This is a genomic window from Pseudoclavibacter helvolus, from assembly GCF_014191305.1.
GTDB classification, from domain to species: domain Bacteria; phylum Actinomycetota; class Actinomycetes; order Actinomycetales; family Microbacteriaceae; genus Pseudoclavibacter; species Pseudoclavibacter helvolus.
Genome location: NZ_JACHWJ010000001.1, coordinates 792,565 through 809,328 on the forward strand (window position 1 = coordinate 792,565; position 16,764 = coordinate 809,328).

General features: G+C 63.0%; 11 protein-coding genes, 4 tRNA genes and 4 pseudogenes. 10 read left to right on the forward strand and 9 right to left on the reverse strand.

Annotated features, from left to right (window positions below):
• Positions 1 to 209: 209 nt before the first annotated feature.
• The 3 genes from FHX72_RS03610 to FHX72_RS03620 form a co-directional block, all read right to left on the reverse strand.
• Complete coding sequence (locus tag FHX72_RS03610) at positions 210 to 1,631, reverse strand: MFS transporter (RefSeq protein WP_183623036.1); 1,422 nt, start codon at positions 1,629 to 1,631, stop codon at positions 210 to 212.
• Positions 1,628 to 4,738, reverse strand: coding sequence for a glycoside hydrolase family 2 TIM barrel-domain containing protein (locus FHX72_RS03615; protein WP_183623038.1), 3,111 nt, complete (start codon positions 4,736 to 4,738; stop codon positions 1,628 to 1,630). Before FHX72_RS03615 ends, FHX72_RS03610 begins: the two co-directional genes overlap by 4 nt.
• Positions 4,739 to 4,910: 172 nt before the next feature.
• A complete protein-coding gene (locus FHX72_RS03620) occupies positions 4,911 to 5,441 on the reverse strand; it encodes a cation efflux transmembrane domain-containing protein (protein ID WP_068482320.1) in 531 nt (176 codons plus the stop codon).
• Between the two features lies 1 nt (position 5,442).
• Here FHX72_RS03620 and FHX72_RS03625 point away from each other — a divergent pair.
• The 7 genes and pseudogenes from FHX72_RS03625 to FHX72_RS03655 all read left to right on the forward strand — a co-directional run.
• Positions 5,443 to 6,027: pseudogene (locus FHX72_RS03625) on the forward strand (ATP-binding protein); the annotation flags it as partial.
• Positions 6,028 to 6,101: 74 nt separating this feature from the next.
• A protein-coding gene (locus FHX72_RS03630; protein WP_183623042.1) for an IS3 family transposase occupies positions 6,102 to 7,270 on the forward strand; the annotation gives its coding sequence in 2 pieces (ribosomal slippage) (positions 6,102 to 6,357 and positions 6,357 to 7,270; 1,170 coding nt in all).
• Positions 7,271 to 7,422: 152 nt separating this feature from the next.
• Positions 7,423 to 8,607: pseudogene (locus FHX72_RS03635) on the forward strand (ISL3 family transposase); the annotation flags it as partial.
• A gap of 72 nt (positions 8,608 to 8,679) precedes the next feature.
• A protein-coding gene (locus tag FHX72_RS03640) for an IS3 family transposase (RefSeq protein ID WP_183623042.1) occupies positions 8,680 to 9,848 on the forward strand; the annotation gives its coding sequence in 2 pieces (ribosomal slippage) (positions 8,680 to 8,935 and positions 8,935 to 9,848; 1,170 coding nt in all).
• 36 nt (positions 9,849 to 9,884) lie between these two features.
• Complete coding sequence (locus FHX72_RS03645; protein ID WP_338110070.1) at positions 9,885 to 10,037, forward strand: transposase; 153 nt, start codon at positions 9,885 to 9,887, stop codon at positions 10,035 to 10,037.
• Between the two features lie 142 nt (positions 10,038 to 10,179).
• Positions 10,180 to 11,004: a hypothetical protein gene (locus FHX72_RS03650; protein ID WP_068483608.1), complete on the forward strand. Its 825-nt coding sequence runs from the start codon at positions 10,180 to 10,182 to the stop codon at positions 11,002 to 11,004.
• Between the two features lie 102 nt (positions 11,005 to 11,106).
• Positions 11,107 to 11,310: an excisionase family DNA-binding protein gene (locus FHX72_RS03655; RefSeq protein WP_183623044.1), complete on the forward strand. Its 204-nt coding sequence runs from the start codon at positions 11,107 to 11,109 to the stop codon at positions 11,308 to 11,310.
• A gap of 160 nt (positions 11,311 to 11,470) precedes the next feature.
• Here FHX72_RS03655 and FHX72_RS03660 read toward each other — a convergent pair.
• The 3 genes from FHX72_RS03660 to FHX72_RS03670 form a co-directional block, all read right to left on the reverse strand.
• Positions 11,471 to 11,542, reverse strand: a tRNA-Val gene (locus FHX72_RS03660).
• Positions 11,543 to 11,548: 6 nt separating this feature from the next.
• Positions 11,549 to 11,619 (reverse strand) — tRNA-Cys (locus FHX72_RS03665).
• A 64-nt stretch (positions 11,620 to 11,683) separates the two neighbouring features.
• Positions 11,684 to 11,755 (reverse strand) — tRNA-Gly (locus FHX72_RS03670).
• Between the two features lie 318 nt (positions 11,756 to 12,073).
• Between FHX72_RS03670 and FHX72_RS03675 the strand changes: the two genes are divergently transcribed.
• Positions 12,074 to 12,146, forward strand: a tRNA-Val gene (locus tag FHX72_RS03675).
• Between the two features lie 751 nt (positions 12,147 to 12,897).
• Here FHX72_RS03675 and FHX72_RS03680 read toward each other — a convergent pair.
• Positions 12,898 to 14,363: pseudogene (locus tag FHX72_RS03680) on the reverse strand (amino acid permease).
• Between the two features lie 250 nt (positions 14,364 to 14,613).
• Between FHX72_RS03680 and FHX72_RS03685 the strand changes: the two are divergent.
• Positions 14,614 to 15,453, forward strand: a pseudogene (locus FHX72_RS03685) (DUF5996 family protein); the annotation flags it as partial.
• A 38-nt stretch (positions 15,454 to 15,491) separates the two neighbouring features.
• Here FHX72_RS03685 and FHX72_RS03690 read toward each other — a convergent pair.
• Together FHX72_RS03690 and FHX72_RS03695 are read right to left on the reverse strand one after the other, a co-directional pair.
• Entirely contained in the window at positions 15,492 to 15,710 is a 219-nt protein-coding gene (locus tag FHX72_RS03690) for a DUF3263 domain-containing protein (RefSeq protein WP_068483600.1), read from the reverse strand.
• Positions 15,711 to 15,795: 85 nt separating this feature from the next.
• Positions 15,796 to 16,269, reverse strand: a complete 474-nt coding sequence (locus tag FHX72_RS03695; protein ID WP_068483597.1) for a hypothetical protein — start codon at positions 16,267 to 16,269, stop codon at positions 15,796 to 15,798.
• A gap of 232 nt (positions 16,270 to 16,501) precedes the next feature.
• Between FHX72_RS03695 and FHX72_RS03700 the strand changes: the two genes are divergently transcribed.
• Complete coding sequence (locus FHX72_RS03700) at positions 16,502 to 16,705, forward strand: hypothetical protein (protein WP_068483594.1); 204 nt, start codon at positions 16,502 to 16,504, stop codon at positions 16,703 to 16,705.
• Positions 16,706 to 16,764: the final 59 nt, after the last annotated feature.

Consider the following 16,764-nt stretch of genomic DNA (forward strand, 5'->3'; position numbering starts at 1 on the left):
GGGCGTCGCCGGTTCCTGAACACGCGGCCAGGGCTGCGGCGACGAAGCCAATCGCCAGAGTGGAGGAGATTCTTGTGATTGATGATCTCGGTGAAGAAGGCATGCCGGGGACTCTAGGGAAGGGGCCTTTCACAAACCTTTCAGTCCTCCGTCGGCCGTCTGGTTCGGAGTGGATGTCGGGCTCGGTGGAGTGGATCGTCGTCCGACGCTCAGCTCTCGGCCAGCTCTCGGCGAAGCTTCTTGTTCGCGCTCTCCACCTTCAACCGGGACAGAACCACGGCCACGATGGCAAGAATGATGGCCGGCATCCACAGGTACATGAACTGGATCATGGTCACCGCCGATTCCGGCTGCACCTCCGCGCCGCCGACGTAGCCGCTCGCGGCGAGCAGCCATCCAGTCACGGCCACACCGATGCCACCACCGATCTTCACGCCCAGGGACGTGGCGGAGAACATCACGCCGTCGATGCGCTTCTTCTTGGTCATGAAGGTGTGCTCTGACGCTTCGGCGATGAGAGCATTCAACGTCCCCTGCAGCGGAGCCATCCCTATCGATCCCACGGCCGTGAACACCAGCATGAGCGGGATGCTGCCCATGAAGGCCGCAACGATCACCAGTGCGCGTCCAATGAACGCGATGATGTATCCGTACAGATTGACCCAATAGATCCCTCTGGCCCACTTCACCACGAATGGCGTCGCCAGCAATGTGAGGATCATCGGAACGTTGATCGCCCAGGCGAACGTACTGAAGTAGTTCGCATCCCCGAGGATGTAGGTCATGAAGTAGATCCCCATGCCCAGCATGGCCGTGACGAGCTGACCGAGGGTGAACACCAGCACGATCATCAGGTAGTACTTGTTCGCGATCAGCAGCTTGAGCGACGCAAGCAGGGTCGGCTTGTCCTCGGCGATCGTTTCCTGCTCTTCCTCAGCGTCCTCGTCCGGGCGAGCGTAGAGCACCTCGGGTGGCAGTTCCCGCACGGAGAACACCGAGATCGTGTTCACGGTCAGGCCCACGAGCGCGAAGATGATGGCCACGCTGCGCCACCCCTCTGCGCCACCGCCGAAGAACTGCACGAGGCCCACCGTGGACACCTGGATGAGGAGGCTCGTCCCGAAGGCGAAGACGAAACGGATGCAGCCCATCTGCACGCGCTCTTCGGCGTTCTTGGTGATCAGCGCCGTCAGCGCCGAGTATGCGATGTTGTTGGCCGTGAAGAAGACAGCATTGAGCAGGACGTAGGTGATGAAGAACCACGTGTACATCGCGAAGTCGCCGAGACTCGGTGGGACCGCGAAGATCGCGACGATCATGGCGGCACACCCGAAGTATGCCCAGAACATCCAGGGACGGGCCTTGCCCATCCTGGTGTTCGTCTTGTCGATCAGTGAACCGAAGAAGATGTCGGAGGCGCCATCGAAGATTCTCGAGACCATGATCAGGGTGCCGATGATGCCGGGGTTCAACCCCATCGTGTCGGTCAGGTAGATCATCACGAAGAATGCGATGAAGGCGTAGACGACGTTGCCGGCCACGTCTCCCGAGCCGTACCCGACCTTGTTGTACCACTTCAGGTACTTCTTCTCTGGCGGGTCGTCAACCACTGTCGCGGTGTTCTCGCTCATGCGTTGGCCTCGTTCCTGTGATGCGGGATTGTTGATTCAACGCTCGCCGAGGGGACGAGCGTGAGAGCAAACCGGAACTCCGGCGCGTCGAGCCGGTACTTCTCGAGAAGCTCCGGGCCGCAACTGTTCGAACCGATGCCGTTGTGGGCGTAGTCCAGGCACCACACCGTCTCGCCTGAACCGGTCAGATCCACATTGCGTCTCGCATCGGCCAGTTGTTCCTGCGTGTACGGCGAGACGTTGAAGCTGAACGTCTGGTCCCCCACTGCGGCAATGGCTCGCGCAGCGTCGTCATGGGCGATCACGTAGTCGCAATCGTGGTGACTGCCGTTCTCCTGCGGCCGCAGGTAGTCCACATGCAGCTCGGGCACCGAGGAGGAGTACCGCCCGTGGGAACTCGCCCGATGCTTGTCCGGGTAACTCTCGTGGGGGCCGCGCCCGTAGTACGTCACCTGGTCGAAGGCTCCGTCCAGGAACAGGCGCAGGCCGAACCGCGGGAACATGGGGAACTCGGGATCCTTGCGCACCGTCATGTCGACGTGGACCGCACCGGCGGGGCTCACGTGCCACACCGTCTCCAACGCCGCGATCCGCTGGACGGCCGGGGCGAGAAGTCCCATCGAGCTGGTGATCGTCACTCCATCCGGACCCACCGAGTACTCGGTGTCGTACGCGCGGGCGCGAGCGTGGGGGTACTGCGCCAGGTACCACTTCGCCTTGATGTACATGTCGTTGTCCGTCGGGGCCCGCCAGATGTTCACCTCCATCGGGCGCGTCAGCAGGGGCTCGCCTCCGACGTTCATGGTCTTGAACAGGCCGTCGGTTCGGTCCAGGACGTACTCGAAAGAAGCGCTACTGATCGTGATGAAGCGTTCATCGGCCTGCACGTCGAGCGCCGGCGGGTCCTGGTCGTCGGGCGGCAGGAGTTCAAGCGCCGTCTGGTTCCGCGGGTCCGCAACCTCCAGCGGCACCTCGTCGAAGCCCAGGACGTGACCGGCCGGCACCAGCTCCGTGGCCACGAGGGAGTGATAGGTGACCTTGAGGTAGCACCGTCCCGACGCGGGGACCGGGATGTGGCAGTTGACTGAGCCCGTGGCGCGCGGCGGGATGGTCGGCAATGACTCGATGGTCCCTTCCTCGATGAGCTCGCCGTCGCGCGTCACCTCGTAGCTGAGGCTCACGGTGCCGGCGAGATCGGTGAAGTCGAGGTGGTTGTGCAGCCGCAGTTCGCCGGTGGTCTGGTCGAAGCCCGCCACCCGGACGGGCCGGTGGACGTTGGCGAATTCCAGCAGGCCCACATGCGGTTGCCGGTCAGGGCTGACCAGGCCGTCCACGCAGAAATTGCCGTCGTGGATGATCTCGCCGTGGTCACCGCCGTAGTAGTAGATCGCACGACCGTCCTCGGTGGTCCCCTTGTGGACCGCGTGATCGCACCACTCCCACACGAAGCCGCCGCACATGACCGGATCGGACTCAACGACCTCGAGATAGTCCTGGAAATCACCCGGACCGTTACCCATGGCGTGGCAGTACTCCAGCAGCAGGAAGGGCTTGTCCGGCTGTGAATCGAGGTAGTCCTGCACCTCGGTCAAAGCGGGGTACATGCGGCTGTAGATGTCGATCACCGAGTAGTCGTACTTGCGCTTCTTGTCGTCGAAGAAGGAGCTTTCGTAGACGGTCAGGCGGGTGGGGTCGTAGTCCTTGGTCCAGCGCAGGGATTCCTCCAGGGTGATGCCGTAGGCGCACTCGTTGCCCGCGGACCACATCACGACGGAGGGACGGTTCTTCTCACGTCGCACGCAGGCTTGCATGCGATCCATCGTGGCCGGCAGGAAGTCCGGGTTGTCCGCGATGCGCTCGTTCCAGTGCAGTACCTGGTTGGGAAAGGACGGATCGGCCAGGTATTGGGCCTGCGTGCCGTGGCTCTCGTTGTCGGCCTCGTTCATGACGTAGAACCCGAGCTCGTCGCAGAGTTGGTAGAAGTAGGGCGAGTTCGGGTAGTGGGCGCTGCGGATCGCGTTGACGTTGTGCTGTTTCATCAACCTCAGATCCGTCATGAGTTGGTCCAGGCTGATGACCGGGCCCGTGACGGGATCGGAATCGTGCCGGTTGACGCCCCGGAACCTGATGTGGCGACCATTGACCTGCACCACGTTGCCGTTCGTCTGGATTTCCCTGACCCCCACGCGGTCCACGATGGCCTCCCGTTCGGTGGCGATGGTCAGCGTGTACAGGTACGGATCCTCGGCGTTCCAGAGGTGCGGGGTCGGGATCCCGAGCTCGGTGCCGTGGGTGAACTCGTCGTCGGCGGGGGCGTGTCGCAAGTCGGCCTCGGCGACGGGTTCCCCGTCGGCGTCGGTGAGCGTGATGCGGGTCGGGACGGGATCGCCGCTGAAGGATGCGCGGACGTGGACCACGGCACGATCCGGGTGGAGTTGTGTGGTGGTGAAGTAGTCGAAAACCGCCGATTCCGGGCGCTGCAGCAGGTAGACATCGCGGAAGATCCCGCTCGTGCGGAACTTGTCCTGGTCCTCAAGGTACGTGCCCACTCCCCACTTGAGGACGAGGACCGCCAGCCGGTTCGTCCCGGCGACGAGCAGGTCGGTCACGTCGAACTCGCTGGTGGCGTGGGAGATCTGGCTGTAGCCAACGTAGCTGCCGTTCAGCCACACGTAGTAGCAGGAATCGACTCCCTCGAAGTTGAGGTGGACCCGGGGCGCGTCCGGGTCCGGCGCGTAGTCGAAATCGCGGATGTAGGCGCCGCAGGGATTCTCCTGGGGCACGTGCGGGGGGTCGAGCGGGATCGGGTAGCGGATGTTGGTGTACTGGTGGGAATCGAAGCCCAGGTTCTGCCACACGCTGGGCACGGGCACCTCGCCATATGCGTCTGCCAGGTCATCACCGAGGTAGAACTGCTCCGGCACGTCATAGGTGCTCTCGAAGTACTGGAACCACCATGGGCCGTTGAGCATCTGGAGCCGGTCCGATTGCTCCCGATCCCCAACGAGCGGCCCCATGGGCCGGGATACCGGGACGTAGTACGCCCGTCGCGGCAGGACGCTTACGTTCACGACCTGCAGGTTCTCGTGATGACGGGGGGTGATCATGGGGAGCTCCTTTGCTTCCTGCCGGACGTGCGCCGCTGGGACCGCCCCCTCGACTGGGAGTCGGGTCCAGCGACTGACGCCGTACTTGATCATCAGTGGTACCATAGAGTCTGGCGCGGCGCCCGCTATTCAGAAAGTTCCTTGATCCCTTGTCAGACGGAGCTTGGCATGCTCACTCCAGCCGGGCATCGGCCACGGGATGAGGTTCGGTGGTGACGGTGACCACGACGTCGCCTGCCCGCCAGTCCACCTCGTTGCAGCGCCGTTCGAGTTCCTCCAGCCAAGCCACTTCCACCACCAGCCTGTCCACCTGCACGAAGACCTCCAGGTGCAGCACGTGGCCCTCGTCCCGAGCGCGGGTCTGGACGCCGACCACCCGCGGGTCATCCATGACGGCTGCGTTCACCTTGGCGATCACGGGGTCCACCTCCGAGTTGTCGAAGGTGGTGGGGCGGGTGTCCATCAGGTCGCGGATGGCGTTGGCGGTGTTGTCCCAGCCGTCTTTCGAGATGCTGATGGAGACCACGAGAGCGGCGACGGCGTCCGCCCACCAGAATCCCAACCCGATGCCGAGCACGCCAACAGCAGTGGCCAGACCGGTCAGCCAGTCGGCCTTGTTCATGTCCGCATCGGCGCGCAGGACCTTGTCGCTCAACTGCTCGGCATAGCGCAGCTTGATCCGGCCCATGATGACGGGCGTCACCCACTCCAAGGTCGACGGCCTCATCCGCAGGGCGGGGCTTCGCTATCCCACCGCAGATCTGCGCCGAATCGACCTCGTCGAGGAACGAGGCCTCGACCGCGGCGTGATCGCGCAGCTGGCGACGTGTTCGTTCATCGAACGCTCCCACAACGTCGTGTTCCAAGACTTCACCGGCTCCGGGAAGTCCTACCTCGGCTGCGCCCTGGCGAAACAGGCCTGCCTCCACCGGATCCGGGCCCACTACATCCGCATGCCCGACCTTGCCGAAGCTTGGCACCTGGCCCGGGACAAGCCGCAGGGGCAGATGAAGTTCCTCCGTAAATACGCGGCCTTCACCCTCCTTGTGGTCGATGAGTGGCTCCTTGACCCGCCCGATGAGAGCATGCGCAGCATGCTGCTGGAGCTACTCGAGCGCCGCTACGACACCACCTCCACGGTCTTCTGCACCCAATACGCGAAGAAGGACTGGCACCAACGCCTCGGCGGCGGAGTCCACGCCGACGCCATCATGGACCGGATCGTCCACAACACCATCTGGATCGACACCGGCAACCACAACATGAGAGAACACACCGCCACCAAGTAACTGGGCTGCCGCTATGTTCTCGGACAGTAGCTCCCCGGTAAATTGGGTAGGGAAGTCGCCGGGAGGGGCAATTCATGTCTCGTAGAAGATTTACGCAGGAATTTAAGGACGAGCTCTGTCAGGAGGTGATCGCGTCGTCGAAACCGATCAAGGACGTTGCAGCGTCGTATGGTGTGGGCGCGGAGACTCTCCGGAATTGGCTCGCGAAGTATCGGGCGGACAACCCGGTCACGGAACTCCCTGTGAGTGGATCGGAGCGAGAGCGACTCCGTGAGCTCGAGAAGGAAGTCCTGGAGCTACGGGCGGAGACCGCGTTCCTGAAAAAAGCTACGGCTTACTTCGCGCGGGAGCAGCGGTAGTGAGCAAGTATGAATACATTGACTCCCTGACCATTGACGCGAGTGTTAATCATTCCGTCACGAAAATGTGCGCTTGGCTTGGTGTTTCGAAATCTGGTTTCTATTCCTGGAGGGACCCGACGCCAACTCGCACGCAGGAGCGACGAGACGCACTTGTCGAGAAGATCACAATGTTCTTCGAAGCGTCGGACGGGACGTATGGGTATCGGCGAATTCACGCTGACCTTGCCGAGGCTGGCACGCACTGTTCCCCGGAGCTCGTTCGCCGCCTGATGGCTGAGCACAAGCTCGTGGCCTGCCAGCCCCGACCGTTCCGAGTCACGACAACCACGGATGGCGAGGAGCATGCCCTCCCGGATCTCGTCGAGCGCGACTTCACGGCCACCCGACCGGGTCGGAAATTCGTCGGCGATATCACCTACATTCACACCTGGCAGGGTTTCGTGTATCTCGCGACCGTCATCGATTGCTATTCAAAGAAAGTCGTTGGGTGGGCCATTGAGGACCACATGCGGACCGAGTTGATCGAGCAGGCGCTCAGAAATGCCGCCGAGAGCACACCGATTGAGGAGGGCGCTGTGTTCCATTCCGATCGCGGAAGTGTCTACACGTCCAGCGATTTTCGGAAGTCGGTGAAAGATCTCGGAATGCGTTCCTCGATGGGGCGAACTGGTGTATGTTGGGATAACGCGATGGCCGAATCATTCTTCGCTGCCTTGAAAAATGAGCGAGTGTATCGGACGACGTATCCGAGCAAGAAGCATGCTCGGAAGGATATCGTTCGCTATATCGAGGGGTTCTATAACAGTCGGCGTCGCCATTCGGGGTTAGGGTATCAAACGCCGAATCAGGTCCATCACGGGCCACTCACGTTGGCAGCATAAAAGTCATCGCATTCAGGCTGGGGACAGTCCGAAAACAGGCTCTTGGGACATTCGGTGGGGGTGAGGCGCGCCGGGTGATGGTTGGCGGGTAGGGGTCGAGGTCCCCGAGGATCAGTAGCGCTAACTGTCTGATCGATTCCGAGGACCTCGACGTGTTTCACCCTACTTCGGGGTGCGCTTCTGCGCGCTCCACTGCCTGCCCTTGCTCGCGCTGTGACCTGTTGCTCGGCCTCGACGGGGTCCATGTTGAGGCTGTCGAGCGGGACGACGGGGTTCTGACGGTCACGGTCTCGAGCCCGACGGTGCCGACGGGTTGTCCCTCGTGCGGGGTCGTCGCGATCGGTCGTGGCAGGCGGCGTCGGGTCCTGCACGATGTCCCCAGTGTTGGGCGGGTGCGGATCGTGTGGCGGCAACGCATCTGGCAGTGCATCGATAGCAGTTGCGATCGGAAGACGTTCGTGGAGCAGGTCTCGACGCTCGTCGCTCCGCGGGGGTCGATCACGAAGCGGGCGGTGGTGTGGGCGATTGTTCAGTTGCGGCGTGAGCACGCGACGATCGCAGGTCTTGCCCGCCAACTCGGGACGTCGTGGAAGACGGTGTGGCGTGCCATCGAGCCCGAACTTCAGCGTCTCGCGGCCGATGAGTCCCGGTTCGAGAACGTCACCACACTCGGGGTGGATGAGCACATCTGGCATCACGTCGACCCCCGCAGGCGTGGCCCGAAGGAGCTGACCGGGATGGTCGATCTCACCCGAGATGACCGCGGAAAGACGCGGGCTAGGCTCCTCGACCTCGTGCCGGGTCGTTCCGGGAAGGCTTACGCGACCTGGCTCGCTGAGCGCGGGGACGCGTTCCGCAAGAACGTGCAGGTGGCAGCGCTGGATCCGTTCGCCGGATACATGAGCGCGATCGATGACCAGCTCGAAGATGCGACCGCGGTCCTTGACGCGTTCCACGTCGTCAAGCTCGGCACCGCCGCCGTCGACGAGGTTCGCCGCCGTGTTCAGCAAGACACCCTCGGGCATCGCGGGAGAAAGGGAGACCCGCTCTACGGCATTCAGACGATCCTCCGCGCGGGAGAGGAGAACCTGACCGAGAAGCAACGAGCCCGCCTCGACACGGCGATCGGGGCCGACCCCGCCCACATCGAGGTGTTCATCGCGTGGCAGTGCGCGCAGGAACTCCGCTCGGCCTACCGCGCGAAGGACCTGGCCGAGGGGCGGCGGATCGCCGTGAAAGTCGCCGAGTCGTTCCATACCTGCCCGATCCCCGAGATCGCCCGCCTGGGGCGCACACTACGACGGTGGCGTGACGCGTTCCTCAACTACTTCACCACTGGGCTGCCGCTATGTTCTCGGACAGTAGCTCCCCGGTAAATTGGGTAGGGAAGTCGCCGGGAGGGGCAATTCATGTCTCGTAGAAGATTTACGCAGGAATTTAAGGACGAGCTCTGTCAGGAGGTGATCGCGTCGTCGAAACCGATCAAGGACGTTGCAGCGTCGTATGGTGTGGGCGCGGAGACTCTCCGGAATTGGCTCGCGAAGTATCGGGCGGACAACCCGGTCACGGAACTCCCTGTGAGTGGATCGGAGCGAGAGCGACTCCGTGAGCTCGAGAAGGAAGTCCTGGAGCTACGGGCGGAGACCGCGTTCCTGAAAAAAGCTACGGCTTACTTCGCGCGGGAGCAGCGGTAGTGAGCAAGTATGAATACATTGACTCCCTGACCATTGACGCGAGTGTTAATCATTCCGTCACGAAAATGTGCGCTTGGCTTGGTGTTTCGAAATCTGGTTTCTATTCCTGGAGGGACCCGACGCCAACTCGCACGCAGGAGCGACGAGACGCACTTGTCGAGAAGATCACAATGTTCTTCGAAGCGTCGGACGGGACGTATGGGTATCGGCGAATTCACGCTGACCTTGCCGAGGCTGGCACGCACTGTTCCCCGGAGCTCGTTCGCCGCCTGATGGCTGAGCACAAGCTCGTGGCCTGCCAGCCCCGACCGTTCCGAGTCACGACAACCACGGATGGCGAGGAGCATGCCCTCCCGGATCTCGTCGAGCGCGACTTCACGGCCACCCGACCGGGTCGGAAATTCGTCGGCGATATCACCTACATTCACACCTGGCAGGGTTTCGTGTATCTCGCGACCGTCATCGATTGCTATTCAAAGAAAGTCGTTGGGTGGGCCATTGAGGACCACATGCGGACCGAGTTGATCGAGCAGGCGCTCAGAAATGCCGCCGAGAGCACACCGATTGAGGAGGGCGCTGTGTTCCATTCCGATCGCGGAAGTGTCTACACGTCCAGCGATTTTCGGAAGTCGGTGAAAGATCTCGGAATGCGTTCCTCGATGGGGCGAACTGGTGTATGTTGGGATAACGCGATGGCCGAATCATTCTTCGCTGCCTTGAAAAATGAGCGAGTGTATCGGACGACGTATCCGAGCAAGAAGCATGCTCGGAAGGATATCGTTCGCTATATCGAGGGGTTCTATAACAGTCGGCGTCGCCATTCGGGGTTAGGGTATCAAACGCCGAATCAGGTCCATCACGGGCCACTCACGTTGGCAGCATAAAAGTCATCGCATTCAGGCTGGGGACAGTCCGAAAACATCGCGGCAGACCACACCGCACGCGCGAACAACGGCGGCACCGAAGCGATCAACGGGATCATCGAACTCCACCGCCGACTCGCCCGCGGCTACCGCAACCGCCACAACTACCGACTACGCATGCTCCTCGCCGCCGGCGGCCTCACCCCCTGACCCCCACCGAATGTCCCAAGAGCCCGAAAACATCGCGGCAGACCAGACCCCGGCACCCTGCATCGATTCCGGCTCCTCACTGAGCACGGCATCGCGAACGGTTACCTCCGCACCCCGCCCACCACCAGAGGACGATGACCCCATGACCATCAGCAACGACGCCCGCGACCGCCGGGAAGCCGTCCGAGGGAACGGCACCACCGGCGGCCAGTTCGGGCACCAGCAGCACTCTGCTCCCGGCCCGGGGCAGTTCGCCGCAGTTCCGTCCGCGTCCTCGCGAGCCGCAGAGCACCGGTACGAGGCGGCGATGGATCAGCTGCGCGCGCTCGACAACCTCGGCGAAATCGCGGACCCTGCGCGGAAGGCTGAGCTCACTCGCGAAGCGATCGCCGCGGCCGCCGCAGTTCACTACCCGACGGCCGACCGGGTCGCACTCACCTACGACAACGACGGCGGCAGCTACGCCCAGTTCGACCGGATCATGGACGCCAACGGCGACGTCATCGCGCAGGGGCCCGAGTACGACATCGACGAAGACAGCCTCGAGTTCAACGCGAAGATCGCGGACGCCACCAGCTACCACGGCATTCCGCTGGAGGGCACCTACGACCTCACCTGGCTGGCCAACGAGTACGACGACCGGAAGACGTTGCCGACGCGGGAGCAGGTCCAGCGCTTCGCCGCGAACCGCGGTCGAGCTGCGCGAGTCCGGGAAGCCGAGGACGCTGAGACCCGGTCAATGGCTGGCCGGCTCGTGAAAGATGCCCTGCCCACGGCCGCTCGCATCCACTTCTACGAGGACGGGTTCATCCGTAGCGTCGAGGACTCCTCCGGCGCCGAGATCTGGGACGACCAGTCGGCGGAATTGGAGGGCGACGTCGACCGACGGATGGTTGACGCCAACTCGCTCCTGCGGACATTCGAATGGAGAGGACGCGAGGAGGAACGAGAGCCGATGGAGCTCTAAGGGCCACTAGCGGACAGGTTCGCGCATAGGAGTAGTGCCAGCGACACGTCTGGACACGAGTTCCCGGAGGACAGTATGCCCGCTTCGAAGCCAGCTCCAACCATGACCGCGACTGCGGAGACCGAGTGGATCTCTCTGCAGCAGGCTGCTGAACGGATGCAGTGCGCAGTCAAGACCATTCGACGGCGCATCTCCGATGGAACGATTCGCGGTGTTCGGTTCGGGCCCCGGCTGGTCAGAGTGGATGCGGCCAGCTTGAACAAGGCGCCACGGGAGTTGCAGTACGTTGATCCGATGGACCGCTGAACTTCGACACGCGCGAGAGACAAGAACGGCCCCGAGAGATGCTCTCGGGGCCGTTTCCGTGTGTAGATGCACGCCCCGGTGCTGTTTTCCATATTGCACGTATATTGCACGCCGTGTTTTGGACAGCAAAAAACCCCTGGAGGACCAGGGGTTTTTCTAGTGGGCGATACTGGGATCGAACCAGTGACCTCTTCCGTGTCAGGGAAGCGCGCTACCGCTGCGCCAATCGCCCATTGCGAGGTGACGACGGGATTCGAACCCGTGTGGACGGCTTTGCAGGCCGCTGCCTCGCCTCTCGGCCACGTCACCGTGTTTTGGGTTGAAACCCGTGCAAACTCCGTTTGGTGTTTACCACCAGACTGACTCACACTCGAGCGGATGACGAGATTCGAACTCGCGACCCTCACCTTGGCAAGGTGATGCGCTACCACTGCGCCACATCCGCATTGCGCTTGTCTCGTGAACTTCCGTTCCGGCTTGACCAGCGCGAGAATGACTCTATAGGAACTCGGGTCGCGATACAAAATCCACCGGTGTAATTCGATGAAAGTCCCGGTCAGAACGGCAAGTCGCCGACGGGCAATCGGGTCCCTCCCCGCATCTAGGCCCAATGCAACGACTCAGGCGCGCCCACCCCGCCCGCGGTGGGCATCCGGATACCAGGCATTCGAGTTCGGCACCTCGATTCACCGACGCGACCGCGTCTCGCATCCAGGGGTGCTCATGGAGTTCCTGGATCTATGGCATGATTACTTCTCGTCGCGGGTGATTGGCGCAGTTGGTAGCGCGCTTCCTTCACACGGAAGAGGTCGTGGGTTCGAGTCCCGCATCACCCACCGCGAGAAAGGCCTGGTCCCGTCGCAAAGCTGGCTCCGGGCCTTCACTCTTTCTCGGTTGCCACTGGGACAAACGTGGGACAAGCCCCGAACAGGGACACAGCGCATCTTCCTGGTCCGGAGACGCCGCCGCATCAGCCGAAGGCACGGAGTTGCATCTTGGTGCGTGCGCTTCCTTTTCGACGACCTCGCCTTCACCAGCTAGGGGCAGATCTACTTCCAAACTGCTCCGAGATCGATTGACCTCGATCACGCCTTTCTGAGGCAGGTGCACGGCCTCTGCGGGGCTGGGGATCCCGGAATGCTGTTCCTTGTAACGGGCACGCACACTGGCTCGATCCCAGTGCGCGTCTCTCTCTGGGACAGCGAGCCGGACCTCGGAGACTGGCCCGAGATCGTCGAAGCATCGCCGATTCCACACGGGGATGGGGGCCTCTGGCCCTGGGGCGAGACCCCTGTTGTCGAGTTTCCATTGCCAGCGGAGAGCTACCGAGTCCGATGGAATAGCCGCGCGATGGACGAAGGGGCGGCGGATGCGGACGTCGAGTTCGGAGATCCGTCGCCCGACAGCTACGAGCTGATGCTCTGGCCGGCTCCCGTCGCGCCAGAACGCATCATCAGACAAGACTCGATCCAGGCCGCATGTTGGCATCCGAGGGCTTCGCCAAAAGCTGACGCAAAGGGTGGCACATGTGGCGCGCGTGAGGGGCCCGGTTGGCGAAGCTTGAGCGTCGCCAACCGGGGGTTCCTGCTAGTCCGACTTCGCGGCGTCCGGTGACTGCGAGGCAAGATGCCGCGGGCTGTCCGGGTTCATCAGTGAGTGCCTGCGGCCGTAGGTGAAGTAGATGATCAGGCCGATCACGAGCCAGCCGCCGAAGCGCAGCCACGTCTCCCAATGCAGCTGGAGCATCAGGAAGCCCGATGCAAGCATGCCGAACGCGGGCACCAACGGCATGAGCGGCAGACGGAAGGTGCGCGGAGCGTCCGGTCGCTTGTACCTGAAGATAATGACGGACAGGCACACGACGACAAACGCGGCGAGGATGCCGATGTTGGTGAGGTCCGCGACGGCCTTGATCGGGAATACGCCAGCAAGCAGCGCCGAGGCGACGCCGGCGATCCAGGTGACACGCTGTGGGGTGCCGCTCTTGTCGGTCTTGGCGAACCAGCCGGGGAGTAGCCCATCACGGCTCATCGAGAACCAGACCCGGGTGACGCCGAGGAGGAAGGTCAGCATCACGGTGAGGATCGAGAGGACCGCGAAGACGGAGATGATGGTTGCGATCACCGGCAGGCCGACGCTGTTGAACGCTCAGGCGAACCCGGCCTTAGGGTCGATCTCCTCCCAGTTCTGCATTCCGGTCAGGACCAATGTCGCGGCGACGTAGAGCAGCATCGCGATGATCAACGACAGGATGATGGCCTTCGGCATGTGCTTCTTGCCGTCCTTCGCCTCTTCGGCGGCGGTACTCATGGCGTCACAGCCGAAGACCGCGAAGAAGACGGTGGCTGACCCGGCGAGGACGGCGCCGAACCCACTTGGCATGAACGGGTTGTAGTTGTTGGCGTCGATGTAGAAGACCCCGAGGCCGATGAAGAACAGAATCAAGAGAACCTTGATGGCAACCGCGACGAGCTCGAAGCGCCCGAAGGCCTTGGTGCCGCGCGACAGGATCCACGTCACGAGCAGGCAGACTGCGATTGCCGGGATGTTGACGATGCCACCCTTGCCCTCGTCGGCCGTGGAGGTCATCCAGACCGGCATGTGGATGCCGATCCCGGAGAGGAACGCGTCGAAGTAGCCGGAGATGCCGATCGCGACGACGGCCACGATGGCGATGTACTCAAGGAGGAGGTCCCAGCCGATGAACCAGCCGATGACTTCGCCGAGCGCCACGTATCCGTAGGTGTACGCCGAGCCGGCTCGCGGGATCATGCCGGCGAATTCGGCGTAGGACAGGGCTGCGGCGGCCGACGCGAGGCCGGCGATCAGGAAGGAGATCAGGACCGCAGGCCCTGCTCCTGGTGTTCCTTCGCTGCCTGCCGCCACGAGTCCGGCAAGGGAGAAGATGCCGACGCCGATGATGCCGCCGACGCCGATCGCCGTCAGTTGCCACAGCCCGAGAGATTTGAAAAGGCCGCTGCCTTGCTCTCCTCCTCCATGTCATCGATCGGCTTCCGCCTCATGATGGACCGAGACAAATCTCGTTCGCTCATTAGATGCTCCTCGATAGACGCCGCGGCCACCACTGCCCTGTGGTGGTCGATCCGGCATGCTCAGTATGCGAGTGGAAGCACCGCAGTACGTGTGAATGATGCTTACGAGTACCCGCCAGATGTCGCGAAGATTGCGCACTGACGCAGGTCTTGAGTGTCGCTTCGCCGCCGCCTGGTTCGCCCGGCTAACGTCGGGGCTGTGACGACTCGCCCCATCCTTGCCGTGGACAGCTAGACCGACACCCGCGATACGCTGCACCGTTGGCTGCAGATCGTTGGCAAGATCCGCATGGTGAGCACGCCCCACGTGAACCACTGGTGGAACGTCACGCTGCACGTCACACCCCGAGGCCTCGGGGCCGGGCCTCAGGTGGACGGCGACGCTATCTTCGACATCGAGTTCGATTTCGTAGAGCACAAGCTGGTGATTAGGCACAGCGACGGCGGTCAGCGTGTGCTCCCGCTCGTGCCCATGACGGTCGCGGACTTCGCGGCGAGGCTCTTCGAGCAGCTCAGTGAGCTCGGACTCAACCCGCGCATCCACGGGGCACCGAATGAGGTGGAACTCGCGATCCCGTTTGCTGAGGACACAACGCACGCCAGTTAAGACGCGGATGCGGCGCACGCCTTCTGGCGCCAGCTCGTGGACGCGGATCGGGCACTCACGACGTTCCGCTCGGGCTTCACTGGAAGGGTGAGTCCCGTTCACTTCTTCTGGGGCGCCATGGACCTCGCCGTGACCCGATTCTCCGGGCGCGAGGCGCCCCTGCATCCCGGTGGGGCACCGAACTGTCCGCACGAGGTCATGGTGGAGGGGTACTCGCACGAGATCTCGAGCGCGGGGTTCTGGCCGGGTGGCGGCGCCGAGGGCGCCTACTACTCGTACGCGTAGCCCGTTCCAGAAGGGTTTGCCGACGCGAGGGCTCCGGAGGGTGCCTACTGGGATGCTGCGCTCGGTGAGTTCCTCCTGCCGTACGAGACCGTCCGGCTGGCCGCTGACCCAGATGCGCTGGTGCAGAGCTTCCTGGCCGCCACGTACCGTGCCGCGGCGGACCTCGCAAGCTGGGACGCAGTCTCCGACTCGCGGTAGCAACCGGGCCATGTGCGTCTCGAGGTGAGCCTGCTGACCTACCTCCTGGACCCGTTCTCGCGTCGCTGATTCCAGTACCGGTAGACGAGCTCCGGGTACTCGGCCATCACGTCGACGTCAGCGACAAGCTGCTCGAGTCGAGACTCGTATCCCTCTGGGGTGAGGCCGAGCCTGCGGATCTTGTCGAGCTTCGGAAGGTCGCGGCCGGGATTGGCGGCCTCGAACTCCAGGAGCGCCCTTGCTCGTGCGTTGATCATCTCTGCAGAGTAGGTGAGGACATAATGAGTCGCAGAAGTCTTGATTTTGGACTTCCGACTCTGTAGTGGGATGGCGGAGTACGGGTCAGCCGGCCACTGGGCGGATGCCGACGAACTGCATCCGGTCTTCGCCGTAGAAACACGACTGGAGTGCAAAATCGCCTTGGAGCCCGACAAGCGCCTCGGTTGTCTCCCAATGCTTGGCCGTGTTGCGCACATCGACGACCTCGAATGTGCCCGGCTGGCCCTCAACCTCGAACTGGGTGCCGATCTCCCAGTTCAGGACGACGTCTCCGCCGCAGTTGTTGTGTGCCGCATACACCGCGGGAACGCCGACGGTGTTGCGGTAGCTCGCCATCTCGATGAACGAGCCGTCGCACGCGTCGAGCTCCGTCGTCCCGCCCTCGGCACCGAGGCGGACGGAGGGCAGTTGCACCTCAGCCGCAACGTCGTTGACCGCGGCCTTGACCTGCCCGTATCCGCGCTCGACGGCCGTGGGCGCGAAGAGCGACATCGCGAGGACGATGGCACCACCCAGGATTAGGGTCGTCCCGAACACGCCAAGGAGGACGTTCCCGACCGAACGTCGACGGCGTGGCCTCGTCGCAGCTCGGGCGTGGGCTGGCGGCGCGGGCCGGGTGCTCGTCATAGACAGAGGTCTCCTCGTGGTCGGGCGAATCAGATTCTCCAACAGCACCTTATGGGCTGCGTGTGAATGGATGCATCGCCGTTGCGACCTCCAGCGGGGAGGCACTCAAGTTTGTCTCGGCTGATCTGCGTACGGTCGGAGCATGTCAGATCAGCGAGCGACCCCAGAGCACGAGAACGACACCACCCTCGAAGACACGAACAAGCGACTGGAAGCCGAATCGATCCAGGGCCTCGGCACCGGCGAGCCGAACCAGGAGCGGCCGGACCAGCCACCGACCCAGGTTCGCGACGACGCGGCGCAGCACCGTGACGACACGATTCCGCCCGCGGGCGTCAACGGCTGAGCGGACGAACGGGCCGGGTTCGCTACGTCGGGCCCGGCCTTCGTCGTGCTAGGCGCGCG